Below are 25,878 nucleotides of genomic sequence, written 5' to 3' on the forward strand. Positions count from 1 at the left end.
GATGGTGCCGACGGATGGGGCCCACCGGTAGAGCCGACTTCAGTCGGCTTGCGCGGTGGTGCGGTAGAGCAGCCGACTGAAGTCGGCTCTACCGATCGGCTTGCGCGGTGGTGCGCTAAGAGCAGCCGACTGAAGTCGGCTCTACCAGGCGGCTCTACCAAGCGGCTCTACCGGTCGTGCGTCATGGGCCGATGGCGCCGCTGAGCCATGCGAGCTTCTTCGCGCGCGGCAGCTGCTTCAGTTGCCACTCGGCGCGGGAGGCTTCCGCGCGGTCTGGATACTGGCGTACGGCCAGGATCTGCAGGGGTGGGCGCGCGCGGGTGTAGCGCGCCCCCTTGCCGGCCTGGTGGGCGGCGAAGCGGGCCTGTACGTCGGTGCTGATCCCCGCGTAATAGCTGCCATCCCGGCATTCAAGCAGGTACAGGAACCACGGGGCAGTCAGGCAGGGCATGCGGCGATTATCGCCCAACGGCGGCCAGCAGCTACACTACGCGCCGGATGCAGGAGAGTGGTGCCACGCTGGCACCCGCCGAAGGCGCAGGCTCCCATGATCGCTCAGGCCGGTGGGATGGCATCCCACCAACCATGTATCCGATTCGCCGAGCTGGAGAGAGGTCCGCAAGGATCCGCCGAAGGGGCACGCGGTTTCATCCGCTGAACTCTCAGGCAAAAGGACAGCGGGAGCGGCACCGGTCACCTTGATTCGTCGATGCGCGCGCATCGGTGCGTGCCTTGCGTGGCCGTCCGTCAGCCGACTCACGTCGGTTCTACCGTCAGCGGCGTCCCACCGCGTCCGGAGCCTGCCCATGCTGTTGTCCATCATCTACCTGATCGCTATTTCCGCCGAAGCCATGACCGGCGCCCTGTCCGCAGGACGCCGCCGCATGGATCTTTTCGGCGTGGTCATGATCGCCTGTGTCACCGCGTTGGGCGGGGGCTCACTGCGCGACATCATCCTCGGCCATTACCCCTTGGCCTGGGTGAAGCATCCGGAGTACCTCGGATTCACTGTCTGCGCTGCGTTGATCGCCACCTGGGTCGCGCGCTGGATGCACCACTTCCGCCGCACGTTCCTGGTGCTGGATGGTCTGGGGCTGATCGCCTTCACCCTGATCGGCTGCGCGATCGCCCGCGAAACCGGACATGCCACACCGATCGTGCTGATCGCCGGGATGCTGACCGGTGCGTTCGGCGGCGTGCTGCGCGACATCCTGTGCAACGAGGTGCCGCTGATCTTCCAGAAAGAGCTCTACGCGATCATCTCGTTGCTCACCGGTGCTGCGTACCTGCTGCTGTTGCGCTGGAACGTGGCCGACAACATCGCCATCCTGTGCTGCCTGGGCGGGGGGTTCGCGTTACGCCTGCTGGCGATCCACTACCGCTGGGAAATGCCGAAGTTCGTGTACCACGACGAAGTGCACTGAAAAACCGGTAGTGACGGCCGCTGGCCGTCAGTTCGATTGACGGCCAGCGGCCGTCACTACCGACTTTCTGCTGACGGCCGTCACGCGCCGGCATGCCACCCCCATGACCTTGGTCATGCGGAAATATGCCGTGCGATTAGCTACCATGACGGCCCCGTCGCTGCGTGCGGCGGCATCCAGCCACGCTGCCTCTGCGGCCCCGCCAGACAACCCTTCCCCCCGTTGCCAGGCGATGCAGTCGTGTCCCTGGCGCAGTACTACCCTGCGCCAGCGCAGGGTGCAGGATGCCCCATGTCCGTTGCCGAACCGTCGCGCCTCCGCCGTAACCGCATGCTGCTGCTGGCAGCTTCCCTCGTCGCGCTTGTTGCGCTGATCGCATGGTGGGCGTGGCCGCACGCTGCTCCGGCAACCGATGAAGGCGGCCGCAAGCCGACTCCGGTGCGCGTGGCGCGCGCCAGCGCCGAACCGCTGCAGTTGCGGCTGAAAGCCATCGGTACCGTGACCCCGTTGCACAGCGTGGTGGTGCGCAGCCGCGTCGATGGTGAACTGCTGAAGCTGCATGTCGACGAAGGCCAGCACGTCCGTGCAGGCGAGCTGATCGCGCAGATCGATCCGCGCCCGTACGAGGTGCGTCTCGCCCAGGCACAGGGCACCCAGCAGCAGAACCTGGCCGAACTGGAAAATGCAGAGCGCCAGCTGCAGCGGTTCCGCGAGCTGCAGGCAAAGAACTATGTGTCCGGGCAGGAACTCAGTGACCAGCAGAGCAAGGTCCGGCAGCTGCAGGGGCGACGCTTGAGCGACCAGGCCACGGTGGACGAAGCCCGCCTGCAGTTGCAGTACACCCGTATCACCGCACCGGTGAGTGGTCGGCTCGGCCTGCGACGGGTGGACGTGGGCAACCTGATCCGTAGCAGCGATGCCGATGGCCTGGTCACGCTGGCGCAGACCGCACCGATCAGCGTGCTGTTCACCGTACCCGAACCGGAACTTCCGGCGCTGCTGGATGCCGTGCGCGCCACGCCGGCGTTGGCGGTGCAGGCCTGGGACCGCGAAGAGCGCGCCGCGCTGGGCGACGGTGTGCTGTCCAGCGTGGACAACGTGATCGACACGGCCACCGGCACCTTGAAGCTGCGCGCGCAGTTCGACAACGCCGATGACGCGCTGTTCCCCAACCAGTTCGTCAACATCCGCCTGCAGCTCGGTGCGCACGATGCCGTGGTGATTCCCGATGCCGCCGTGCAGTTCGGCAGCAAAGGCAACTACGTGCATGTGATCGACCAGGATGACAAGGCGCAACGCCGTGATGTGGTGCTGGGACCGGCCGATGGCAGCCGCGTCTCGGTGCGCAGCGGGCTCAAGGCCGGCGAAAAGGTGGTGGTGGAAGGCATCGACGGACTGGAAGACGGCAGCGCCGTGCGCATCATCAGCGAGGACGCTGCGCAGGACGGCGCATGAATCTGTCGCGGCCTTTCATCCTGCGCCCGGTCGCCACCACCCTGCTGATGGTGGCGCTGCTGCTGGCCGGCGTGCTGTCGTATCGGCTGCTGCCGGTGGCGGCGCTGCCGCAGGTCGACTACCCGATCATCCAGGTCACCACGCTGTATCCCGGTGCCAGCCCCGAGCTGACCACGCGGATGGTCACCGCCCCCCTGGAGAAGCAGCTGGGCCAGATCCCGGGACTGAAGCAGATGTCCTCCACCAGTTCCGGTGGCGCGTCGGTGGTGACGCTGCAGTTCGGGCTGGAGGTGTCGCTGGGCGTGGCCGAACAGGACGTGCAGGCGGCGATCAACACCGCCGGCAGTTTCCTGCCCGCCGACCTGCCGGTGCCGCCGGTCTACCGCAAGGTCAATCCGGCCGACACCCCGATCCTGACCCTGGCGGTGACCTCGCAGGGCATGGCCCTGCCGCAGGTGCACGATCTGGTCGATACGCGCGTGGCGCAGCGTTTGTCACAGTTGCCGGGCGTCGGCCTGGTCAGCCTGGCCGGCGGCCAACGCCCTGCCGTACGCATCCAGGTCAACCCTGCCGCATTGGCCGCCAACGGCTTGGGCATGGACCATGTCCGCACGGCGATTGCCGCCGCCAACGTCAACTTGCCCAAGGGCAGTTTCGACGGGCCGATCCGCGCGGTGATGCTCGACGCGAACGACCAGATGCGCAGCGTCGCGGAGTACCGCGCGCTGGTACTGAAGTGGCGCGACGGCGCGCCACTGCGGCTGGGCGACGTGGCCAGCATCAGCGACGGTGCCGAGAACCGGCAGCTGGCGGCGTGGTCCGGCACCACGCCTGCGGTGCTGGTGAACATCCAGCGCCAGCCGGGGGCCAATGTCATCGCGGTGGTGGAGCACGTGCGCGAGCTGCTGCCGCAGTTGCAGGCGGCGCTACCCAAGGGCGTGGAACTGCAGGTGCTCAGTGATCGCACCGAGTCCATCCGCGCGTCGGTCCGCGGCGTACAGAAGGAGCTGGTGCTCGCCATCGGCCTGGTGGTGTTGGTGACCTTCGTGTTCCTGCGCAGTGCCTCGGCCACGCTGATTCCCAGTGTCGCGGTGCCGCTGTCGCTGGTGGGGACGTTCGCGGTGATGCTGCTGGCCGGCTTTTCGCTCAACAACCTCACGCTGATGGCACTCACCATTGCCACGGGTTTCGTGGTCGACGATGCCATCGTGATGCTGGAAAACATCGCGCGGCACCTGGAAGAAGGCGAGACGCCGATGAACGCAGCGCTCAAGGGCGCCAGCGAGATCGGCTTCACCCTGGTATCGCTGACAGTGTCGTTGATCGCCGTATTGATCCCGCTGCTGTTCATGGCTGATCTGGTGGGCGCGCTGTTCCATGAGTTCGCCATCACCCTGGCCGTGGCCATCGGCATCTCGCTGCTGGTCTCGCTGACCCTGACGCCGATGCTGTGCGCACGCTTCCTGCGCCCCGGCGCGAACAAGCACGAAGGGGGCAGCGGCCAGCGCGGCGACATGTTCGACCGTGTCATCGCCGCTTACGACCGACAACTGCACTGGGTGCTGCAGCGCCAGCCGTTGATGCTGATCGCCACTGCGGCAACGTTGCTGCTGACCGTGGCGCTGTACTTCGCTGTCCCCAAGGGCTTCTTCCCGGTGCAGGACGCCGGGCTGGTGCAGGGCATCAGCGAAGCGCCGCAGGCGATTTCGTTCCAGGCGATGCGCCAGCGCCAGCTGGCCCTTGCCGCGGCCATCGAGCAGGACCCGGCGGTGGCCAGCCTATCGTCGTACATCGGTGTGGATGGCAACAACGCGGCCCTCAATACGGGCCGTCTGCTGATCGAGCTCAAGCCGCACGGCCAACGCGGCGAGGGACGCGGCGACGTCGCTTCGGTGATGGCCCGCCTGCAGCAGCGCGTGGCCGACATCCCCGGCATCACGTTGTATCTGCAGCCCGTGCAGGAACTCGGACTGGAAGACCGCATCAGCCGCAGCCAGTACCAGTTCACCCTGACCAGCCCGGACACCGATGCGCTGCAGGACTGGACGCCGCGGCTGCTGCAGGCGTTGCAACGTTCGCCGGTGCTGCGCGATGTGGCCAGCGACCTGCAGATGCAGGGCCGCCAGGCGCGCGTGGTGATCGATCGCGATGCAGCGGCCCGGCTGGGCGTGTCCGTGGAAGCGGTCGCCGATGCGCTGTACGACGCCTACGGGCAACGGCAGATCTCCACCATCTTCACTCAGGCCAGCCAGTACCGCGTGGTGCTGGAGGCGGATCCTGCACACCAGCCCGGACCGGATGCGATCGCCGGCCTGCGCGTGCGCAATGCCGAGGACCAGACCGTGTCGCTGGGTGCGGTGGCGCGCATCGAACAAGGCCCAGCGCCCCTGCTGCGCAACCATGTCGGCCAGTTCCCGGCTGCCACGTTGTCGTTCAACCTCGCGCCCGGTGCATCGCTGGGCGCTGCCGTCGCAGCGGTCGAGGCCGCGCGGGCGGATATCGCGCTGCCGGCCAGCATCGAGCTGCGCCTGCAGGGCGCGGCTGCGGCCTTCAACGGATCGCTGTCCAGCACGCTGTGGCTGATCCTGGCGGCCGTGGTGGTGATGTACATCGTGCTGGGCGTGCTCTATGAGAGCTTCATCCATCCCATCACCATCCTGTCCACGCTGCCCTCGGCCACGGTGGGTGCGTTGGCCGCGCTGTGGATCAGCGGGCGCAGCCTGGACCTCATCGCGGTGATCGGCATCGTGCTGCTGATCGGGCTGGTGAAAAAGAACGCGATCATGATGATCGACTTCGCGCTGGATGCACAGCGCACCCGGGGCATGGCACCGCGCGAGGCGATCCACCAGGCGGCGCTGCTGCGCTTCCGGCCGATCCTGATGACCACGTTGGCGGCCCTGTTCGGGGCGATACCGCTGATGCTGGCCAGCGGCTCGGGCGCCGAACTGCGCCAGCCGCTTGGCTGGGTGATGGTGGGTGGATTGCTGGTCAGCCAGGTACTGACCTTGTTCACCACGCCGGTGATCTATCTCGCCTTCGACCGCCTGCAGCGCCGTCGCGTGGCCGCTCCGATCCCGGCCGACGGCGGGGCCAAGGCGTGAACCCGGGCGCGCGCATTGCCCAGGCCTGCGTGCAGCGGCCGGTCGCCACCACGTTGCTCGCCGTCGCCCTCGTGCTTGCCGGCCTGATGGCGCTGCGCCTGCTGCCCGTGGCACCGCTGCCGCAGGTCGATTATCCGGCCATCGAGATCAGCGCCAGCCTGCCCGGGGCCTCGCCCGAATCGATGGCGGCCACGGTGGCCACGCCCTTGGAGCGCGCACTCGGCAGCATTCCCGGTATCACGAACCTCGAATCATCCAGTTCGCAGGGGCAGACGGAGATCGAGCTGGAGTTCGTGCTCGACCGCAACATCGACGAAGCGGCGCGCGAAGTGCAGGCCGCCATCAATGCGGCACGCGGCCAGCTGCCCAGTGGCATGCCCGGCATGCCGGAGTACCGCAAGGTCAATCCATCGCAGGCACCGATCCTGGCCTTGGCGCTGACCTCGGACATACTGTCGCCGGGCCAGCTGTATGACATCGGCTCCACCGTCCTGGCGCAGAAGCTGTCACAGGTACCCGGCGTGGGCGAGGTGCAGGTCGGCGGCAGCGCATTGCCCGCCGTGCGGGTATCGCTGGACCCGAACGCGTTGAATCACGCCGGGCTGGCCCTGGATGACGTATCGCAGGCCATCGCGCGTGCGAACGCATTGCGGCCGCTGGGGGCAGTAGGAAACGCCGAGCGGCAGTGGCAGCTGGAGGCACCGCTGCAACTGCGCGAAGCGGCGCAGTACCGCGAACTCGCCCTTGCCATCAAGGACGGTCGCCCCTTGCGGCTGGGTGACGTGGCACAAGTCGCGGACGGCGTAGAGGACCGCTACGCCAGTGGTTTCCACAACGAACGTCCCGCCGTGCTGTTGATCATCAGCCGCCAGCCCGGCGCGAACATCATCGCCACCGTGGACGCCATCCAGCAGCAGCTGCCCCAGCTGCATGCACTGCTGCCGGCGAACGTCGACATGCAACTGGTGATGGATCGCTCGCCGGTCATCCGCGCCACCCTGCACGAGGCCGAGCTGACCCTGCTGCTGGCGATCGTGCTGGTGGTGCTGGTGGTGCTCGGCTTCCTCGGTCACTGGCGTGCCGCACTGGTGCCCAGCGTGGCCATCCCGGTCGTGTTGTTCGGCACGCTGGCCCTGATCGCGCTGCTGGGCTTTTCGCTCAACACGCTCTCGCTGATGGCATTGATCGTTGCCGCCGTGCTGGTGGTGGACGACGCCATCGTGGTGCTGGAGAACATCGCGCGCCATCGCGAGCTGGGTGCCGATCGGTGGCAGGCGGCGATACGCGGTGCGGGTGAAGTGTCCGCAACGCTGGTGTCGATGAACCTCGCACTGGCAGTGGTTTTCGTCTCCATCCTGTTCATGGATGACTTCGTTGAACGGTTGTTCCGCGAGTTCTCGCTGACCCTGGTGGCCGCGATGGCGGTATCGGTGGTGGTGGCACTGAGCCTGGTGCCGATGCTGTGCGCGCATCTGTTCACCGATGCACAGCGCACGCCGTCGCGATGGCAGCGCGGCAGCAACGCGTTGTTCGAGCGGGTGCGTACCGGTTACCTGCGCACGCTGGACAAGGGCCTGCAGCGGCTCCGCTGGCCGCTGTTGGCCTTCGTCGCCGTGATCGCGCTCAATGCCTGGTTGCTGCAGAAGGTACCCAAGGGCATGGTGCCGCAGCAGGATACCGCGCAGCTGCGTGGCTTCGCGCGTGGCGATGACGGCCTGTCATTCCAGGCAATGCAGCCCAAGATCAGTGCCTACCGCCAGCTGCTGCTGGATGATCCGGCGATCGAGGACATCATCGGATACATCGGCGGCGGCATGGGGGTCAACAATGCCTTCATCATGATCAAGATGAAGCCCTTGGCCGAACGCAAGGTATCCAGCCAGCAGGTGATCGAGCGCCTGCGCGCGAACCTGCCACCGCTGCCTGGCGGCAACCTGTACATGTGGGTGGACCAGGACATCCGCCTGGAAGGTGCCGGCGACAGCGGCAAGCAGGAACTGCAGTTGCTGGCCGCCGACCTCGCGCCGTTGCGTGAGTGGGCGCCGAAGGTAAGCGCCGCGCTGAAGTCCCTGCCGGAACTGGTGGATGTGGAAGCACAGGGCGAGGCCGGCATGCGCCAGGTGGTGCTGGACATCGACCGCGAAGCCGCCGCGCGCCATGGCGTGGACCTGCGCACGATCGCCACCGTGCTCAACAACTCCTTCAGCCAACGCCAGGTCGCCACGCTGTACGACACCCTCAACCAGTACCGCGTGGTGATGGAACTGGACCCGCGGCATACCCAGGACCCGACCACGCTGCAGCAGTTGCAGGTGGTCGGCGCGGAAGGCCAGCGCATCCCGTTGTCCAGTGTGGCCACGTGGCGCTATGGCATGGCGTCGGACCGTGTCTCCCACAGCCAGCAGTTCGCCTCCATCTGGATCGAGTTCGCGCTGGCACCCGGGGTGGGTCTGGAGCAGGCGGTCACCGCCATCAACGGCGCCATGGCCACGCTGATGCTGCCCGCCACCGTGCAGGCGAAGCTGTCCGGTGAAGCGGCCGGCCTGGAGCAGATGCGGCAACGGCAGCTGTGGCTGCTGCTGGGCGCCACATTGGCGGTGTACCTGGTGCTGGGCGTGTTGTATGAAAGTTTCCTGCAGCCGCTGGTGATCCTGTCCACGCTGCCGTCGGCCGGCGTCGGCGCCCTGCTCGCCCTGCTGCTGTTCGACAACGAGCTCAACCTGATCTCGCTGTTGGGGCTGTTCCTGCTGGTCGGCGTGGTGATGAAGAACACCATCCTGCTGGTCGACTTCGCCCTGGCCGCCGAGCGGCGCGGTCTCAGTGCGCACGATGCGGTGATGGAGGCGGCACGGCTGCGTCTGCGACCGATCCTGATGACCTCCATCGCCGCGCTGCTGGGCACCCTGCCGCTGATGCTCGGCGGCGGCGAAGGCTGGGAGCTGCGCCGCCCGCTGGGCATCGCCATCGTCGGCGGGCTGCTGGTCAGCCAGCTGCTGACCCTGTACACCACCCCGGCAATGTATCTGGCGCTGGCGAAACTGCAGCGTCCTCGGTAGAGCCGACTTCAGTCGGCTGCTCCCGCGCTCGCGATCAGCACCCAGCCAACCCGGTAGAGCCGACTTCAGTCGGCTGCTCCCACACTCGCGACCGGCACCCAGCCGACCCGGTAGAGCCGACTTCAGTCGGCTGCTCCCGCACTCGCGGACCGGCACGCAGCCTGACCGGTAGAGCCGACTTCAGTCGGCTGCTCGCGCGCTCGCGGACCGGCACGCAGCCTCCTCGGTAGAGCCGACTTCAGTCGGCTGCTCCCGCGCTCGCGGACCGGCACGCAGCCGACTGAAGTCGGCTCTACCAGCGAGGCTCTACCAGCGAGGCCCAACCAAGGCGGCTTCACCCCACCCGCCAGATCGCGATCATTACCTCGTCCACCACCCCGGCGATGAACCTGGAACGGGTTCAATGCATCCCGTCCCAGGCGCATCGCCGATGCGGCCGCGATGGCTGCCAACTCCGCCAGCCACCGCTGAAGACGGCGCGCCCCCGCAGGCAGCAACCGTCTTCCACACACGTTGCACCGCTCAGGCGGCTTGCGCTTCCACTTCTGCTTCCCGCGCCGCCACGGCCTCGCGGCGCGCACGCACGGCAGCGGCCAACCGCTCCAGCACCACTTCGGTGGTCGCCCAGTCGATGCAGCCATCCGTGATGCTCTGGCCGTGCACCAGCGGCTGGCCTTCCACCAACTCCTGCCGACCGCCGACCAGGTTGCTCTCGATCATCACCCCGACGATACGCTGCTCACCGCCGGCCATCTGCGCGGCGATGTCATCGACCACCTTGGGCTGGTTGTCCGGATTCTTCAGGCTGTTGGCGTGGCTGGCATCGACCATCAGGCGCGTGGACAACTGCGCCTTGGTCAGCACCTGGCAGGCATCGGCGATGCTGGCCGCATCGTAGTTGGGCTGCTTGCCGCCGCGCAGGATCACGTGGCAATCCGGATTGCCCGCCGTGGCGACGATCGCGGTATCGCCCTGCTTGGTCACCGACAGGAAATGATGGGGGTTCATCGCCGCGCCAACGGCATCGGCGGCGATCTTGATGTTGCCGTCGGTCCCGTTCTTGAAGCCAACCGGGCACGATAGGCCGGACGCCAGCTCACGATGCACCTGGCTTTCGGTGGTACGTGCGCCGATCGCACCCCACGCCACCAGGTCGGCGATGTACTGCGGCGAGATCACATCAAGGAACTCCACGCCGGCCGGCAGCCCCAGCTTGTTGATGTCGCGCAGCAGGCCACGGGCAATACGCAGGCCTTTGTTGATGTTGAAACTGCCGTCGAGGTCCGGATCGTTGATCAGCCCCTTCCAGCCCACCGTGGTGCGCGGCTTTTCGAAGTACACACGCATGACGATTTCCAGTTCGCCCGCCAGCGCATCGCGCAACGGCTTGAGCTTCTGCGCGTATTCGATCGCGGCGGCGGGATCGTGGATCGAACAGGGCCCCACTACGACGGCAAGACGGTCGTCCGCCCCGTGCAGGATGGCATGCAGCGCGCTGCGCGAGGCACTGACGGTGTCGGATGCTTCATCGTCGCAGGGCAGCAGGGCCAGCAGTTCTGCCGGTGAGGCCAGCGGTTCGATCTTGCGGATGCGGAGGTCGTCGGTATGGGGGGGCATGGCGGGGATCTCGGTAAGCGGGTGGGGTTCCCCAGCGCGGCGACAACAAAAAAGCCGCCAGGTTCGCTGGCGGCTTTCGGGAATGCGTCTGAAGGTTTCTTCAGGGTGAACGCAGTCCTTCCTCCGCCTGGGGCTTCGGAAAGTAATACCAATAAAAGTTGGCGTGGGCTGCGTGCATGGTCAGTATTGTTAGCACAGAAATGCGCCAGTGCAACAGTTTCAATCGCAACATCGACCCGACGTGAATCAGTGGTTCAGCGCCGTTCGGTCGGAGCGGGTGCGACGCAGGTCATCCTGCTTCTCGCGCAGCCGACGCTGCTTTTCGCTGAGCTTTTCCTGATGCTTGCTGATCTTTCCCTCATCGTTCCGTGCCCGTGCGTCGCGCAGGTTCTGCTCCGCACGGCGCACATCCTCCTGCGATCTGCGGACATCTTCCTGCGCACTGCGCACCTTGCGCTCAGCACGATCCGCCTGCCCCGCACAGGCGTACACCCTGGCACCCAGTGAAAACGAGACAGCGCGCATCGGCCATCGGACGTGGCTGTAAGAACGCAGCGAGACAGAGGCACGCATCACTGCAGCCCGGTATCGCGTTGCCGGAACGGAAAGCCGCCGAGCATGGCTCGGCGCTACCACGGCAGTGCAACCCGGTAGCGCCGAGCCGCGCTCGGCGAGCGCGCAGCGCGGACTGCGTCAGGCATCGAAGTGCCGGAACGGATATCCACGCGGCGACGGTTCTGCAGCTTTCCTGATAGCTCCGCTCATAGGGAATGCGCATCATGTGCCTGCGGACCGACAAGGCCCGCCGGGATTGGCATCCCGATTTGAGTAATCCCCCCCGCACTCTGCCCATGCTTGGAGTCAGGACAGAGAATGCACCGTACCACCCGCTTCATGGTGGACGGTGCGCGGGGATCTTTGATCCGCCGGTCCATTGGGGGGGCACTCAGCCGGTATGCCAACCCGCACCGTCCGCCACCTTGCGCTTCGGCACAGGTGGCTCCTCGACGTGCACGACTGAGATGCCACCGCAGGGCCCGTATTCGTAGGGCAGCCCACATGGTGCAGATCGCCCGTATGTTGCGTTTTCATGGAGTGACGCGATGCCAGCCTGCGTTGTGTTCGCCATCACTTCAGGCTCTCTGGAGGCAAACGTCATTTTGCAGAACGAGCACATCATCTGCTTCCTGGATCACATGCCGATCAACGCTGGGCACATTCTCCTGTGTCCGCGACAACACCATGCCGACATCACCGATCTGCCTGACGATCTGCTAACCGAACTATTCCTGGTCGCCAAGCGCCTTGCATCCACGCTGGAGCGCACGCTGCAGTGCGATGGCGTGTCGTTGCTGCAGAACAATGGGGCATTCAACGACCTCGGTCATTTCCACCTCCACCTCTTCCCGCGGGTCCGGCGAGATGGATTTGCGTGGGTGGGCGGCAACAACCGCGTGGCGAACCCCGATGCTCTTGCGCGTGTACGAGACGTATTACGAAGTGCAGTCGGCTGAAGACCGGTAGCGCCGAGCCACGCTCGGCGAGCGCGGAGCGCCGCCTGCGTCAGGTATCGCGTTGCCGGAACGGAGAGCCGCCGAGCATGGCTCGGCGCTACCGGATCCGGGGTCGGTGACTACAACAAAAAACCCCGCCGTTTCCGGCGGGGTTTTTGATGATGCAGGTGCTACGGGACGCGTTGGACTTAGAAGTCCATACCGCCCATGCCACCCATACCGCCCATGCCACCAGCGCCGCCGCCAGCAGACTCTTCCTTGCGCGGGGCTTCAGCCACCATTGCTTCGGTGGTGATCATCAGGCCAGCGATCGAAGCGGCGTTCTGCAGGGCAGAACGGGTCACCTTGGTCGGGTCCAGGATGCCGAATTCGACCATGTCGCCGAACTCGCCATTGCCGGCGTTGTAGCCGTAGTTGCCGGTCCCTTCCTTCACCTTGTTCAGGATGACCGACGGCTCTTCACCGGCGTTGGCCACGATCTCGCGCAGCGGGGCTTCCATGGCGCGCAGGGCGATCTGGATGCCGTGGGTCTGGTCTTCATTGGCACCCTTCAGGTCGCCAACGGCCACCAGGGCACGCACCAGGGCCACACCGCCGCCCGGGACCACGCCTTCTTCGACGGCTGCGCGGGTAGCGTGCAGGGCGTCTTCAACGCGGGCCTTCTTTTCCTTCATTTCGATTTCGGTCGATGCGCCGACCTTGATCACTGCAACGCCACCGGCCAGCTTGGCCACGCGCTCCTGCAGCTTCTCACGGTCGTAATCGGACGAGGTGTCTTCGATCTGCGTCTTGATCTGGGTGACGCGCGACTGGATCGCTGCACCGTCGCCGGCACCGTCGATGATGATGGTGTTTTCCTTGGAAACCTGCACCTTCTTGGCACGGCCAAGATCGGTGATGGTGGCCTTCTCCAGCGACAGGCCCACTTCCTCGGAGATCACGGTACCGCCGGTCAGCACGGCCATGTCTTCCAGCATCGCCTTGCGACGGTCGCCGAAGCCCGGTGCCTTGACGGCCACGACCTTGACGATGCCACGGATGGTGTTGACCACCAGGGTCGCCAGCGCTTCGCCTTCGACTTCTTCAGCGACGATCAGCAGCGGCTTGCCCGACTTGGCGACGCCTTCCAGCACCGGCAGCAGGTCACGTACGTTGGAGATCTTCTTGTCGTGCAGCAGGATGTACGGGTCATCCAGGTCGGCCGTCTGGCCCTGCTGGTTGTTGACGAAGTACGGGGACAGGTAGCCGCGGTCGAACTGCATGCCTTCGACGACGTCCAGCTCGTTGTCCAGGCCCGAGCCTTCTTCAACGGTGATGACGCCTTCCTTGCCAACCTTCTTCATCGCTTCGGCGATGATGTTGCCGATCGACTCGTCCGAGTTGGCCGAGATCGTACCGACCTGGGCAATCGCCTTGTCGTCAGCGGTCGGCTGGGAGATCTTCTTCAGCTCGGCAACTGCGGCGATGACCGCCTTGTCGATGCCGCGCTTGAGGTCCATCGGGTTCATGCCGGCCGCGACGGCCTTGGCGCCTTCGCGGATCAGGGCCTGCGCCAGCACGGTCGCGGTGGTGGTGCCGTCGCCGGCGTCGTCATTGGTGCGCGAAGCAACTTCCTTCACCATCTGCGCGCCCATGTTCTCGAACTTGTCAGCCAGTTCGATTTCCTTGGCGACGGAGACGCCGTCCTTGGTGATGGTCGGCGCGCCGAAGCTCTTTTCGAGCACGACGTTGCGGCCCTTCGGACCCAGGGTTGCCTTCACGGCATTGGCGAGCACGTTGACGCCGCGGACCATGCGGGCGCGGGCGTCTTCACCGAAACGAATATCTTTGGCAGCCATTGCGATTACCTTTTAATTGAAATGCGGTTGTAGCGCCGGGCGACGCCCGGCGGCTTGATGCGCGGATGCAGCTCAGCCGATGACGGCGAGCACGTCGTCTTCGCGCAGGACCTTGTACTCCACGCCAGCTTCCTTGTAGCTGCTACCGGCGTACTGGCCGTAGATCACCTTGTCGCCAACCTTCAGCGACGGCGCGCGCACGCTGCCGTTGTCCAGTGCCTTGCCCGGACCCACGGCAACGACTTCACCCTTGGTCGACTTTTCCTTGGCCGAATCCGGGATCAGGATGCCGCCGGCGGACACTTCCTCGGCTTCGATCGGCTTGACTACAACGCGGTCGTGAAGCGGCTTCAAGTTGCTCATGTGAGACCTCTCAAGTTATTGATTGTGCTGAAAAAGTCCGGCGATTTTAGCACTCACCCGAGGTGACTGCCAGAACCGCTCGTGAAAAAAGCCCGAACTGATCGGGACACAGCAGAGATGGAGCCCGGCCTTGCCCTTTCAAGGGGCTCCTTCAATTTCTTTTTTGGTGATGCCGATCACGCCCCCCATAAGAAGCGTGCCGAATACGACAGAAATGTCATGGAATCGGCTTAGATTGCCGTCAGGGGATCCGCTCACAAGGAGTAGTCGATGCGATTGCTGTCACCACTAGCCGCTGCCTGCCTGCTGGCACTGGCCACCTCGCCCGTCCGGGCCGAGGTCTTCATCAACGAACTGCACTACGACGACAGCACCCCGGCCGGGGACGTCGGCGAGGCGATCGAGGTCGTTGCCACGGCCGGCGAGGACCTGTCCGGGTACCGCCTGTACCTGTACAACGGCAGCACGCCGTCGGCAGCCAGCGTGTACGCCAACACTGCGGTTCCGGCGGGCACGGCGGCGGCCTGCGGCAGCGCCCGCATCGCGGTGGTGACCTACCCGACCAACGGCATCCAGAACGGGGCCAACGACGGCATCGCGCTGGTCGACGCCAGTGGCAAGGTGGTGCAGTTCCTCAGTTACGAGGGCACCATCACCGCCGGCAGCGGCCCGGCCGCCGGCATGACCAGCCAGAACATCCCGGTTGCCGAAAGCAACAGCACCGCGCCGGGGACCTCGCTGCAGCTGACCGGCAGCGGCAGCCAGTACACGCATTTCACCTGGGCCGAATCGGCCGCGCAGACGTTCGGCGCCTGCAACACCAGCCAGACCTTCAGCGGCAGCCCCGGCACCCCGGGCCCGAACACGCCGCCGTCGGTGTCCACGACCCTGCCCGCTCAGGGCAGCAGCACCTTCCCCGCCGCCGGCGATCTGGAAGTGGTGTTCAGCGAGAACGTGACCCTGGCCAGCGGCGCGTTCGCGCTGAGCTGTGGCCAGTCCGGCAGCGTGCCGCTGAACCATCCGTCCAGTGGCCGCACCCTGAAAATTTCCACCAACACCGCCCTGGTGGCCGGTGAAGCGTGCCGCTTCGACATCCGGGCCAGCCGCATCAGCGACAGCCAGGGCGCGCGACCGGCGGCGGATTCACGCATCGCCTTCACCGTGGCCAGCAGTACCGGCACCCCCGATCCGGGCAATCCGGGCAACCCCGGTGCGTACTACTCCAAGGTCAACACCTCCAGCCCCAGCCAGCTGCGCTGCTCGTTGCACGCCACCATCAAGGGCCACACCGCGTATCCGTACAGCGGGTCCGGCACCAGTACCTGGACCATCCTGGAAATTGCCGACGAAGATCCCAACAACGCCGGCAACGTGCTGGATGCCTACCGCAACCGCAGCTACGTCAAGGGCAGCGCGCGCGCGGGCACCGGCAGCGGCCTGACCTACAACCGCGAGCACACCTGGCCGAACTCGCTGGGTTTTGCCAGCACCTCCGGCGACAAAGGCCTGCCGTACGCGCCGTATACCGATACCCACATGCTGTACCTGACCGATGCGCAGTGGAATGCCGACCGGGGCAACAAGCCGTTCGCCAAGTGCGACAGCAACTGCGGCGAGCGCGCCACCGAGTCGAACAACGGCCAGGGCGGCGGCAGCGGCGCCTATCCCGGCAATTCGAACTGGGTGCGCACGCCGGATGGCAACCAGGGCACGTTCGAGGTGTGGGGCAAGCGCAAGGGCGACATGGCCCGCGCGGTGATGTACATGGCCATCCGCTATGAGGGGGGCAAAGATGCCGCAACTGGCCAGTCCGAACCGGACCTGGAGCTGACCGACGACCGCAGCAAAATCGTCAAGACCAGCAGCTCGCCGGCTTACATGGGCCTGCTGTCCACCCTGATCGACTGGCATCTGGCCGACCCACCGACCGATGCCGAGCGGGCCCGCAACGAGGTGATCTACAGCTTCCAGGGCAACCGCAACCCCTTCATCGACCACCCCGAGTGGGCCACCCCGGCCCTGTTCACCTCAGCGAAGCCGGCCAGCTGCCAGCTGGCCAACTGATGCGCTGCTGATCTGCCTGAGCCCCGGTCCGGCCTCCTGCGCGGACCGGGGCCCTATACTCGGCGGCGATGTCGACCGCCGATCCCGTGCTGCTGTTGTTCACCACCTGCCCTGACCTGGCCACTGCCGAGCGCATCGCGCACGCATTGGTAGGTGAGCGGTTGGCGGCGTGCGTTACCCGCCAGGAGGGCGCGCGGTCCACGTACCGCTGGCAGGGCGAAGTGACCACGGACACCGAGCTGCAGCTGCTGGTGAAGACCACGGCCAGCCGACTCGATGCCACCATGGCGCGGCTGGTCGAACTGCATCCGTATGAACTCCCCGAGTGCATCGCGGTCGAAGCACGCGCCGGCTTGCCGGCCTATCTGGATTGGATCCGGGCGCAGACCCGGGAGGAACACGCTTGAACACCTTTGGATTGATGACGCTTGCCCGTCGCGGCGCTGCCCTGTGTGCGCTGCTGGCCCTGGCCCTGCCCGCGTGGGCCCTGAGCGAGAAAGACCTGCTGCCGGTGGATGAAGCGTTCGCGCTCAGCGCCACGGCTCCGCAGCGCGGCCAGATCGAGCTGCAGTGGAAGATCGCACCGGGCTATTACCTGTACCGCCATCGCACCAGCGTCAAGGCCGATCCCGCATTCAATGCAGGCACCCTGAAGATGCCGGCCGGTGATCGCCACCACGATGATTTCTTCGGCGAAGTGGAAACCTACCGGCAGCAGCTGGTGGCGACCCTGCCCGGCCAGCCGACAGCCGACGCCGGCACGGTCAGCGTGGAAGTCCGCTACCAGGGCTGCGCCGATGCGGGCGTGTGCTACCCGCCGCAGAAGCGGGTGATCCAGGTCGCCCTGCCCGGCGGTGGCGCTGACACGGAAACAGCGGGTTCAGCGGTCCGTAGCGGCGGCGCGGCGGCCCTGCTCGGCAGCCCGCTGGGCAGCGCCGGTGGCGGCCTGCGGCTGCCCGGGACGGCCAGCGCGACGCAGTCGTTGCCGCTGCCGGCGGAGAAAGCCTTCGGCTTCGACGCCATCGTCGACGACGGGAATGCGCTGCTGCTGCGCTTCACCCCGGCCAACGGGTATTACCTGTATCGCGGCCGCACCTCGCTGAAGCTGGAAGGCGCCAACGGCGTGCGCCTGCAGCCGCTGCGTTGGCCGGCGGCGCGCTCGCACCGCGACGAGCACTTCGGTGATGTCGCGGTGTATTTCGATCAGACCGATGTGGCCCTGCCGTTGCAGCGCACCCGTCCGGGTCCGGTCGATGCCACCTTGGTCGTCACCTTCCAAGGCTGCCAGACCGACGGCATCTGCTATCCGCCAATGACCCGCCGGGTGAAGCTTGCTATCCCCGCCGGCACCGTCGACAACGGCGTTGCCGGCACCACAGCGGCGACCGAGCTGCCGGCCGCGCTACCGCGCGAAGCACAGCGCACCGACGGCGGCGGCAGTGGTGGATCCACCGATGGGCGGCGCCTGGTTGCGATAACGCCGGACCCGCTGCCCGATGACAACACCGTGGCCCGGACCGCCGATGCCGCAGCCCCCAGCCCCGACGCCAGCGCAGGCAATGCGCAGCGCACGCCGCCGCCTACGTCGGCGCCGACGACCACCTTCAAGGGTCTGCTGATGGTGCTGCTGCTGGCGCTCGCCGGTGGACTGGTACTGAACCTGATGCCCTGCGTACTGCCGATCCTTTCCCTGAAAGTGCTGGGCTTGGCGCAGAGCGGTGAAAGCCGCCAGCGCGCGCGGGCGCATGCCCTGTGGTACACCGCCGGCGTCCTGGTGGCCTTTGCGGTGATCGGCGCGTTGGTGCTGGCATTGCGCGCCGCGGGCCAGGCGGCCGGCTGGGGGTTCCAGCTGCAGCATCCGTGGTTCATCGCCACCCTGGTGTACCTGATGTTCGCCGTCGGCCTGAGCCTGTCCGGCGTTTTCACGCTGGGCGGCAGTGTCGGCGGCATCGGCCAGTCGCTGGCCTCGCGTAGTGGCCCGATGGGCGACTTCTTCACCGGCGTGCTGGCGTGCGTGGTCGCCAGCCCGTGCGTTGCGCCGTTCATGGGCCCGGCACTGGCCTATGCCTTCGCCGCACCGGCGGTGCAGTCGATGCTGGTGTTCCTGGCATTGGGCCTGGGCCTGGCGCTGCCGTTCCTGCTGGTCGGCTTCGTGCCCTCGCTGGCCCGCCGCCTGCCGCGTCCGGGAGCCTGGATGGAGACCCTCAAGCACGTCCTGGCGTTCCCGATGTATGCCACCGCCCTGTGGCTGTTGTGGGTGCTGGGCAAGCAGCGCGGCGTGGACGCGATGGCCTTCGTACTGGCCGGGCTGGTTCTGCTGGCGCTGGGCCTGTGGTGGTTCGAGCGCAGCCGCTGGCGCAGCCAGCGCATCGGTGCGGTGCTGGCCGGCGTGGTGATCCTGGCGGCGCTGGTACCGGTGTGGGGCGTGAGCCGACTGGCGGCGCCGGTTGCCGGTGCACAGGCCGCCGGCGAGAACGCGGTGGCCTATTCGCCGGAGATGCTGGACCGGCTGCGCGGCGACAACCGCGTGGTGTTCGTCAACATGACCGCCGACTGGTGCGTCACCTGCAAGGCCAACGAACGCGCCGTACTGTCGCGCCCCGCGTTCCAGGACCTGCTGCGCAGGACCAATGCGGTGTACATGCGCGGCGACTACACCAACGTGGATCCGCAAATCACCGCGTTCCTCGATGAGCACAAAGCCGTGGGCGTGCCGCTGTACGTGGTGTATGGCCCCGGCGCACCGCCGATCGTGCTGCCTTCGGTGCTGACCCAGGCGCTGGCCGAAGAGGCCTTGCTGCGTACTGCGCGGTGACGCGCCTGCGGCCCGCACTGCTGTGGACGGCGGTGCTGGCCGGTGGCCTGGGCCTGTGGGCCGGGCACGTGATGGAAGAGCGTGGGGCGGCCCCCGTTTCCCGGCAGGCGAAGGCTGCAGATCCCATCGGATCGCCGCTGCCCGCCATCGTGCTGCCGGACCTGTCCGGGACCCCGGTGGACCTTGCCGCGTTCCGTGGACGGCCGCTGCTGGTCAACGTCTGGGCCAGCTGGTGCGGCCCCTGCGTTGAGGAAATGCCCGAGTTGGCTCGCTTTGCCGACGCGCAGGGCGACCAGGGCGTGCAGGTGCTGGGCCTGGCACTGGACACCAGGGAAGGCGTGCAGGACTTCCTGCAGCGGGTGCCAGTGGGCTATCCCATCGTGCTGGACACGCCGGGCCGCGACGACGCCAGCGTGCGCCTGGGCAATACGCAGGGCCTGCTGCCCTACAGCGTGCTGGTGGATGCGCAGGGCCGCATCGTGCGCCGCAAGCTCGGGCCTTTTGCCCCGAGGGAGATTGCCGCGTGGGCAACCTCCTCCTCTGGAAAGTCAAAGCTTGTCGAAAACTGAGCCCGATGATGGGGTGAATATCTTATGGTAAAGCCTTGTCGCGTAATCGTCTGTCATCCCAGCCAAATAGTCACAAATAGCTCGCTGCCCAGAGATTTCGAAGTCGATTCTCTGTTTATCGGGGAGCAGTCGCATTGGATTTGCATCAAGCGCTTCAAATAGCCGGATCACCATCTGCTGTCCCTTATATTCCAAAGACTGGACTTCCGCAGACTTGATTACGTTTTTAACCACAAAGCTCTTGAGAAGCTCCAGCTCGCTTTTGGCCTGCGGATTCATCTCCGCGGTGAGATCGAATATTTGGTCGCTGAAAACATTGCGCGGCGCTAGGCCACATTTTCTGATGAACCATCCGACCAAGTAGCTGACAGCATGCTTTCTCTTTAAACTTGATCCACTGAAGAGCTCATCAGTTATCCAATCGATTTCAGCCGAAAGCGGAAGAGAGGCCGCCACATCCTTAATCGGACCGTAAACTTCAAGCCTCCACTGCTTTTCATTTACAAAACGAAGCGCTATTGCGTCTTCGAGATCGTGAACCCCGTACGCTATATCGTCGGCCAGCTCCATGATAGATGTGTCGAGGCTTTTGAAGCAGGATTTGGCGTGCTTTTTTGGCGAACCATCAGCCTGACAGAATTTACTTTTCTCCGCACCGGGGAGCGGACTCAAAACGAAATCAAGTGCATGCGCGTCGGAATCGTAGATACATTTTGGCGGCTTAAAATTATCAAGATTGAGCGAGCTATTGAGGTCGCCATATTGAATTTTATTAACAACTCGAGAGTGAAGCACTGGGTACTTGATCAAGCCAAGCAATGTTCTACGGGTCAAGTTCAAACCACATTCTTCACTGTACTCGCCTAAACGCGTTGCGATTCGTAAAGTCTGCGCATTTCCCTCAAAACCATCGTGATCGCGCATACAGTAGTTGAGTGCAACCTCACCGCCATGGCCAAAGGGCGGATGACCGATGTCATGAGCCAACGCGATCGCCTCGATAAGCTGAGGCGACGGCAAGAACTCGCAAGAAGGGTCATCCTTGATGGCCCTCAGCGCTTCAACTATGCCACTCGCGATCTGTGCAACTTCGATGGAGTGAGTAAGTCGCGTTCGATAGAAGTCACTTTCACCCAACCCCAGAACCTGAGTTTTCCCCTGAAGCCTTCGGAAGTAACCCGAATGAATCACTCGCGCTCTGTCCCTGCCATATGGGTCGCGCCACGAATCCACCCGCCCACTCTCACCCTGCCGCTCAGCCCAAATATCCATGATCGCCTCCTTGCATGATCGATTAATAAGCCTTATCGGCTCCAAATGATTCCAGCTTGAGCAGCTCTGCACTGACACTATTCGATCAAAGCTTGACCCGGAAGCCTTGGACCGGAACACTGTGCGAGTGATTCTCATTTGCTAATGGCATGAATGCCATCCGCATCGCCACTTCCTGCGCAGCAGCCAGCCCCCACTGGCGGTACCGGTTCCCCCTCCCCCGATGTTCAAGAACGTTCTTTTCCAGGTGCACTGGTTCCTCGGCATCACTGCCGGCACCGTGCTCGCCCTGATGGGCCTCACCGGCGCCACGCTGTCGTTCGAGGACGAGCTGCTGCGCGCGCTGAATCCCGGCTTCGCCGCCGTGGCGACCCAGCATGCGGACGGGCAACAGGCATTGCCATTGGATACCCTGGTGGACACCCTTGCCGCTTCGAGTGACACCCCGTTGCAGCGGCTGCGCGTGGACGCGACAGGCCAGCGCCCCTCAGTGGCCCGCTTCGACGGCGGACGCGATAACTGGGTCTATTTCGATCCCTACACCGGCGAGTCGTTCAGTGCGCTGCGGGGACAGGCGTTCTTCGATTTCATGGAAGACCTGCACCGTCGCCTGGTGGCCGGCGAGCGAGGGCAGCTGGTCACCGGTATCTGCACGATCTTCCTGCTGGTGTTCGTGCTGTCGGGCATCTACCTGCGCTGGCCGCGGCAGTGGTGGAACTGGCGCAGCTGGTTCGCCGTGGAGTGGAAGCACCGTGGCCGCAGCTTCCTGTGGAGCCTGCATTCGGTGATCGGCACGTGGGTGCTGCCGGTCTATCTGCTGATCGTGCTCACCGGGTTGTGGTGGTCGTTCGACTGGTACCGCGATGGCCTGACCCGCGTGCTGGGCGGCGAAAGGGAAACACCGGCCGTGCTGCAGGGCGAGGGCACGTTGAACCTGCAGCGCGTGCAGGCCACGTTGTACGCCCTGCCCGGCGTACGCGAGGGCTATATCGACCTGCGCTTGCCGGCCCGTGGCGACCGGCCGCTGACCGTGCGCGTGATGTCGGCCAGCAGCACGCACCACGACCGCGCCCACGACGTACTGCAGCTTGATCCCTCCAGCGGTGCGCTCCTCGAACAGCGCGCCTACGGCAGCCTGGATGCAGGCGGCAAAGTGTTGACCAGCATGTTCGCACTGCATTCGGGCAGCTTCTTCGGCCTGCCCGGCCGCCTCATCGTGATGCTGTCCAGCCTGATGATGGTGCTGTTCTTCGTCACCGGCTGGATGCTGTACCTGGATCGTCGGGCGAAGAAACGCGCGGTACGCGCCTCACGTGTCGACCTTCCTGCGCTTGATGTCACCGGCGACGCCAGCGGGCCGGCGTGGCTGGTGTCCTTTGCCAGCCAGAGCGGCCAGGCCGAGCAGCTGGCCTGGCGCGCGGCCGGCCAGTTGCAGGCGGCCGGCATGCGCGTGCAGGTGCAGCCGTTGGCCCGATTGGATGTGGCCACCCTGCAGCAGACCGAACGCGCCCTGTTCGTGGTCAGCACGTTCGGCGACGGCGAAGCACCGGACAGCGCGCGGGTGTTCGAACGCAACGTACTGGCGCAGGCGCAGGCGTTGCCCGGGTTGGGCTACGCGATGCTCGCACTGGGTGATCGTCAGTACGCGCGCTTCTGTGGATTCGCGCGCCGGGTGGAGACCTGGCTGGGTGAACAAGGGGCGGCGGCGCTGTTCCCCTGCGTCGAAGTGGATGGCGATGATGCACGCGCGCTGCAGCGCTGGCAGCAGCACCTGGTGGCGTTGACCGGCATCGAGGCACTCGAGGCGGATACAAGCCCGAGCGCCCTGCAGGAATGGTCACTGGTGGAGCGCGTGCTGCTCAATCCGGGCAGCCAGGGCGGTGCGATCTGGCAGATCACCCTTCAGCCACCGCCCGGCACCGGCTGGCAGGCCGGGGACATCCTGCAGGTAGCTCCCCGGCAGGGCGATGCGCACGTACAGGCCGTCCTGCACGCCGCCGGCGTGGATGCGGATGCGTGGGTGCACGTGGATGGCGCAACGGTACGCGTCGGCGATGCAGCCGCAGTGCGCGTGTTGCCCGATGCCACCCAGGTACAGGCCGTGCACGACGCGGTGCACTGGCTGGATGAGCTGCCGCGGCTGCCGCCACGCGAGTACTCGATCGCCTCCTGCGCGGCCGATGGCACGGTGCAGCTGGTGGTCCGCCTGGTGTACGACGCCGCTGGTCGCGAGGGGCTGGGGTCGGGCTGGCTGGCACACCACGCGCCGGTGGCGGGATCCGTGCATGCGCGTGTTCGCCGCAATGCCGGTTTCCATCGGCATGCCGATGCGCCGCCGATGATCCTGATCGGCAACGGCACCGGTATCGCAGGGCTGCGCAGCCTGTTGCGCGAAGCCCATGCAGCGGGGCACCACGGGCACTGGCTGCTGTTCGGTGAACGCCAGCAGGCCTGCGATGCGTTGTATGCCGATGAGCTGCGGGATTGGCAAGCACAGCGGCACTTGGTGCGCGTGGATCTTGCGTGGTCGCGCGACGGCGAAACGCGCCTATATGTGCAGGACCTGCTGCGCGCGGCCAGCGCAGAGCTTCGCCACTGGATCGCCGATGGCGCATGCCTGTATGTCTGCGGCTCGCTGCAGGGCATGGCGCAAGGCGTGGATGACGTACTGCGCGAGACACTGGGCGAAGACGCCCTGGACGCCCTGCTGGCAGAAGGCCGCTACCGCCGCGACGTGTACTGAGCGACGGCTGGCGCGCTGGCACCGACCCGGTGGCGCCTACCCGGTGACGCCTACCCGGTGGCGTCTACCCGGTAGAGCCGACTTCAGTCGGCTGGCCTCACGCATCCGGCAGAACCGACCGGGTAGAGCCGACTTCAGTCGGCTGGCATTTCGCGCACCACGTCAGCCGACTGAAGTCGGCTCTACCGGGAGGCAAGAGCCAGCCGACTGAAGTCGGCTCTACCGGCCGGCTCTACCAGTCGGCTCTACCGTTCCCCGCTGACCGGCTGCAGATGCGGCTGCAGCAGCGCCGCTACCCAGTCCATGAATACCCTCACGCGCGCGGGCAGGTGCCTGCGCTGTGCATACAGCAACGTGACCGGCATCGGCTCGGCCGGAAACTGCGGCAGGATCTCCACCAGCACCCCGTCATGCAGCGCCTGCCGCACGCCCAGGCGCGGTACCTGGATGATGCCCAGCCCCGCCGCTGCCGCTGCGCTGTATCCATCGCCGCTGTTCACCGTCACCGCGCCAGCCATCGGCAGGGTGCGGTACTGCTGGCCATCGAAGTATTCAAAGCCGGACGGACGCTGGCCCAGCGTGCTCACGTAGTGCACCAGTCGATGATCCTGCAGCGCTTCCAGCGTATGCGGCGTGCCGTAGCGGACCAGATAACTCGGGCTGGCGCAGTTCACCACCTCCATGCAACCCAGCGTCCGCGCCACCAGCGTGTTGTCATCGAGGGGGCCGACCCGAAGCACGCAGTCGAATCCCTCCCGCACCAGGTCGACGCGGCGATCGGTGCCACTGAGCTCGATTTCCAGCCCAGGATGGTGCTGCAGGAAATCCGGCAACGTCGGCACGACGAGGTGCCGCGCAATCCCGCTGGACATGTCCACCCGCAGGCGCCCACGCAGGGTGGCGGTGTCGCGGCGGAACATCCCCTGCAGGTCCTCCACATCGTCCAGCAGATCGCGTGCGCGCTGGAACAGCTGCTCGCCATCGGCGGTCAACTGCACGCGGCGGGTGGTCCGATGCAGCAACTGCGTGCCCATCGCGGTTTCCAGCTGCTGCACGGCGACCGATACGCTGGCCTTGGGCAGGCCCAGTCCCTCAGCCGCTCGGGTGAACGACCCGCGCTCGGCCACATGCAGAAACGCGCGAAGCTGCGCCAGGCTGTCCATTGATTGTTGTTCCAGATTGAACAGTCATATCAGCATCACGCGATTTATTCGCGCCTGCAAGCCCAATACGCTGGACCCCTACCCGCTGATGGAGTTCGCTATGACTACCGCTATCCGTACCGTATTGATCACCGGCGGCAGCCGTGGCCTGGGTCGCAATGCCGCACTCGCCCTGGCCGCCGACGGGGCCGACATCGTGCTGACCTACCGCAGCCAGTCCGCTGCGGCCGATGACGTGGTGGCACAGATTGAGGCGCTGGGCCGTCGCGCTGCCGCGCTGGCGCTGGACGTGGCCGACAGCAGCGCGTTCGCGGCATTCAGCGAACGCCTGCAGCTGCAGTTGCAAGCCTGGGGCGTGGAGCGCCTTGACGGCCTGATCAACAACGCCGGCGAAGGCCACTACGCGCTGATCGCCGATACCACCCCAGCGTCGTTCGATCATCTGGTCAACGTGCACTTGAAAGGGCCCTACTTCCTGACCCAGACGCTGTTGCCGCTGCTGGCCGATGGCAGCCGCATCCTCAACGTGTCCAGCGGACTGGCCCGCTTCTCGCTGCCGGGCAGCTCCGCCTACGCGATGATGAAGGGCGGCATCGAAGTGTTCACCCGCTACCTGGCCAAAGAGCTGGGCGCACGCGGGATCAGTGCGAACACCCTTGCGCCGGGCGCGATCGAGACCGACTTCGGTGGCGGCCGGGTGCGCGACGATGCCGGCACCAACGCGATGGTGGCCTCGTCCACCGCGCTGGGCCGCGCAGGCAAACCGGACGACATCGGCCCGGCCGTGGTTGCCCTGATGTCACCGGGCACGCACTGGATCAACGCCCAGCGCGTGGAAGCGTCGGGCGGCATGTTCATCTGACGCATCGACACGACGTTAT

18 protein-coding genes and 2 riboswitches are annotated in these 25,878 nt (G+C 65.8%); of the genes, 11 read left to right on the forward strand and 7 right to left on the reverse strand.

What is annotated here, in order from left to right:
* Window positions 1-181: 181 nt before the first annotated feature.
* Entirely contained in the window at window positions 182-451 is a 270-nt protein-coding gene (locus IFT58_RS06720) for a GIY-YIG nuclease family protein (protein WP_188325150.1), read from the reverse strand.
* A gap of 40 nt (window positions 452-491) precedes the next feature.
* Window positions 492-582, forward strand: a riboswitch (glycine riboswitch).
* 12 nt (window positions 583-594) lie between these two features.
* Window positions 595-688: riboswitch (glycine riboswitch) on the forward strand.
* A gap of 118 nt (window positions 689-806) precedes the next feature.
* Here IFT58_RS06720 and IFT58_RS06725 point away from each other — a divergent pair.
* The 4 genes from IFT58_RS06725 (at window position 807) to IFT58_RS06740 (ending at window position 9,039) form a co-directional block, all read left to right on the forward strand.
* Window positions 807-1,424 carry a trimeric intracellular cation channel family protein gene (locus IFT58_RS06725; RefSeq protein WP_188325151.1) on the forward strand — a complete coding sequence of 206 codons (618 nt, stop codon included), beginning with the start codon at window positions 807-809 and terminating at the stop codon, window positions 1,422-1,424.
* A gap of 291 nt (window positions 1,425-1,715) precedes the next feature.
* Window positions 1,716-2,879 carry an MdtA/MuxA family multidrug efflux RND transporter periplasmic adaptor subunit gene (locus IFT58_RS06730; RefSeq protein ID WP_192094263.1) on the forward strand — a complete coding sequence of 388 codons (1,164 nt, stop codon included), beginning with the start codon at window positions 1,716-1,718 and terminating at the stop codon, window positions 2,877-2,879.
* A complete protein-coding gene (locus IFT58_RS06735) occupies window positions 2,876-5,983 on the forward strand; it encodes a multidrug efflux RND transporter permease subunit (protein ID WP_192094264.1) in 3,108 nt (1,035 codons plus the stop codon). The genes IFT58_RS06730 and IFT58_RS06735 overlap by 4 nt, the downstream gene beginning before the upstream one ends.
* On the forward strand, window positions 5,980-9,039 hold the full coding sequence (locus IFT58_RS06740; RefSeq protein WP_342029538.1) for an efflux RND transporter permease subunit: 3,060 nt from the start codon (window positions 5,980-5,982) through the stop codon (window positions 9,037-9,039). Before IFT58_RS06735 ends, IFT58_RS06740 begins: the two co-directional genes overlap by 4 nt.
* Before the next feature lie 522 nt (window positions 9,040-9,561).
* Here IFT58_RS06740 and IFT58_RS06745 read toward each other — a convergent pair.
* Both IFT58_RS06745 and IFT58_RS06750 read right to left on the reverse strand, forming a co-directional pair.
* Complete coding sequence (locus IFT58_RS06745) at window positions 9,562-10,656, reverse strand: 3-deoxy-7-phosphoheptulonate synthase (protein ID WP_192094265.1); 1,095 nt, start codon at window positions 10,654-10,656, stop codon at window positions 9,562-9,564.
* A gap of 246 nt (window positions 10,657-10,902) precedes the next feature.
* The gene (locus IFT58_RS06750; protein WP_192094266.1) at window positions 10,903-11,181 is read right to left on the reverse strand and encodes a DUF1090 family protein; all 279 of its coding nucleotides are present in this window, start codon (window positions 11,179-11,181) and stop codon (window positions 10,903-10,905) included.
* 578 nt (window positions 11,182-11,759) lie between these two features.
* Here IFT58_RS06750 and IFT58_RS06755 point away from each other — a divergent pair.
* On the forward strand, window positions 11,760-12,170 hold the full coding sequence (locus IFT58_RS06755) for an HIT family protein (protein ID WP_192094267.1): 411 nt from the start codon (window positions 11,760-11,762) through the stop codon (window positions 12,168-12,170).
* Window positions 12,171-12,358: 188 nt separating this feature from the next.
* On the opposite strand, the gene groL is transcribed toward IFT58_RS06755, so the two are convergent.
* Together groL and IFT58_RS06765 are read right to left on the reverse strand one after the other, a co-directional pair.
* A complete protein-coding gene (gene groL, locus IFT58_RS06760; protein WP_188325156.1) occupies window positions 12,359-14,008 on the reverse strand; it encodes a chaperonin GroEL in 1,650 nt (549 codons plus the stop codon).
* Window positions 14,009-14,080: 72 nt separating this feature from the next.
* A complete protein-coding gene (locus IFT58_RS06765; RefSeq protein WP_188325157.1) occupies window positions 14,081-14,371 on the reverse strand; it encodes a co-chaperone GroES in 291 nt (96 codons plus the stop codon).
* A 270-nt stretch (window positions 14,372-14,641) separates the two neighbouring features.
* Here IFT58_RS06765 and IFT58_RS06770 point away from each other — a divergent pair, with 270 nt between their 5' ends.
* The 4 genes from IFT58_RS06770 (at window position 14,642) to IFT58_RS06785 (ending at window position 19,819) form a co-directional block, all read left to right on the forward strand.
* Entirely contained in the window at window positions 14,642-16,435 is a 1,794-nt protein-coding gene (locus IFT58_RS06770; RefSeq protein ID WP_192094268.1) for an endonuclease, read from the forward strand.
* A 68-nt stretch (window positions 16,436-16,503) separates the two neighbouring features.
* Window positions 16,504-16,842, forward strand: a complete 339-nt coding sequence (gene cutA, locus IFT58_RS06775) for a divalent-cation tolerance protein CutA (RefSeq protein WP_192094269.1) — start codon at window positions 16,504-16,506, stop codon at window positions 16,840-16,842.
* A gap of 14 nt (window positions 16,843-16,856) precedes the next feature.
* A complete protein-coding gene (locus tag IFT58_RS06780) occupies window positions 16,857-19,250 on the forward strand; it encodes a protein-disulfide reductase DsbD (RefSeq protein WP_192094418.1) in 2,394 nt (797 codons plus the stop codon).
* Window positions 19,247-19,819: a redoxin family protein gene (locus IFT58_RS06785; protein WP_192094270.1), complete on the forward strand. Its 573-nt coding sequence runs from the start codon at window positions 19,247-19,249 to the stop codon at window positions 19,817-19,819. The genes IFT58_RS06780 and IFT58_RS06785 overlap by 4 nt, the downstream gene beginning before the upstream one ends.
* Here IFT58_RS06785 and IFT58_RS06790 read toward each other — a convergent pair.
* Window positions 19,799-21,091: an anti-phage deoxyguanosine triphosphatase gene (locus IFT58_RS06790; protein ID WP_197974564.1), complete on the reverse strand. Its 1,293-nt coding sequence runs from the start codon at window positions 21,089-21,091 to the stop codon at window positions 19,799-19,801. The two genes, IFT58_RS06785 and IFT58_RS06790, sit on opposite strands and share 21 nt — an antisense overlap.
* A 223-nt stretch (window positions 21,092-21,314) precedes the next feature.
* Between IFT58_RS06790 and IFT58_RS06795 the strand changes: the two genes are divergently transcribed.
* A complete protein-coding gene (locus tag IFT58_RS06795) occupies window positions 21,315-23,834 on the forward strand; it encodes a PepSY domain-containing protein (RefSeq protein WP_192094271.1) in 2,520 nt (839 codons plus the stop codon).
* A gap of 245 nt (window positions 23,835-24,079) precedes the next feature.
* On the opposite strand, the gene IFT58_RS06800 is transcribed toward IFT58_RS06795, so the two are convergent.
* The gene (locus tag IFT58_RS06800; protein ID WP_192094272.1) at window positions 24,080-24,997 is read right to left on the reverse strand and encodes a LysR family transcriptional regulator; all 918 of its coding nucleotides are present in this window, start codon (window positions 24,995-24,997) and stop codon (window positions 24,080-24,082) included.
* A 100-nt stretch (window positions 24,998-25,097) separates the two neighbouring features.
* Between IFT58_RS06800 and IFT58_RS06805 the strand changes: the two genes are divergently transcribed.
* Window positions 25,098-25,859 carry an SDR family oxidoreductase gene (locus tag IFT58_RS06805; protein WP_192094273.1) on the forward strand — a complete coding sequence of 254 codons (762 nt, stop codon included), beginning with the start codon at window positions 25,098-25,100 and terminating at the stop codon, window positions 25,857-25,859.
* Window positions 25,860-25,878 lie beyond the last annotated feature (19 nt).

Origin of the sequence: Stenotrophomonas sp. CFBP 13718 (assembly GCF_014842145.1) — a bacterium.
In the GTDB taxonomy this organism is placed as follows: Bacteria; Pseudomonadota; Gammaproteobacteria; order Xanthomonadales; family Xanthomonadaceae; genus Stenotrophomonas.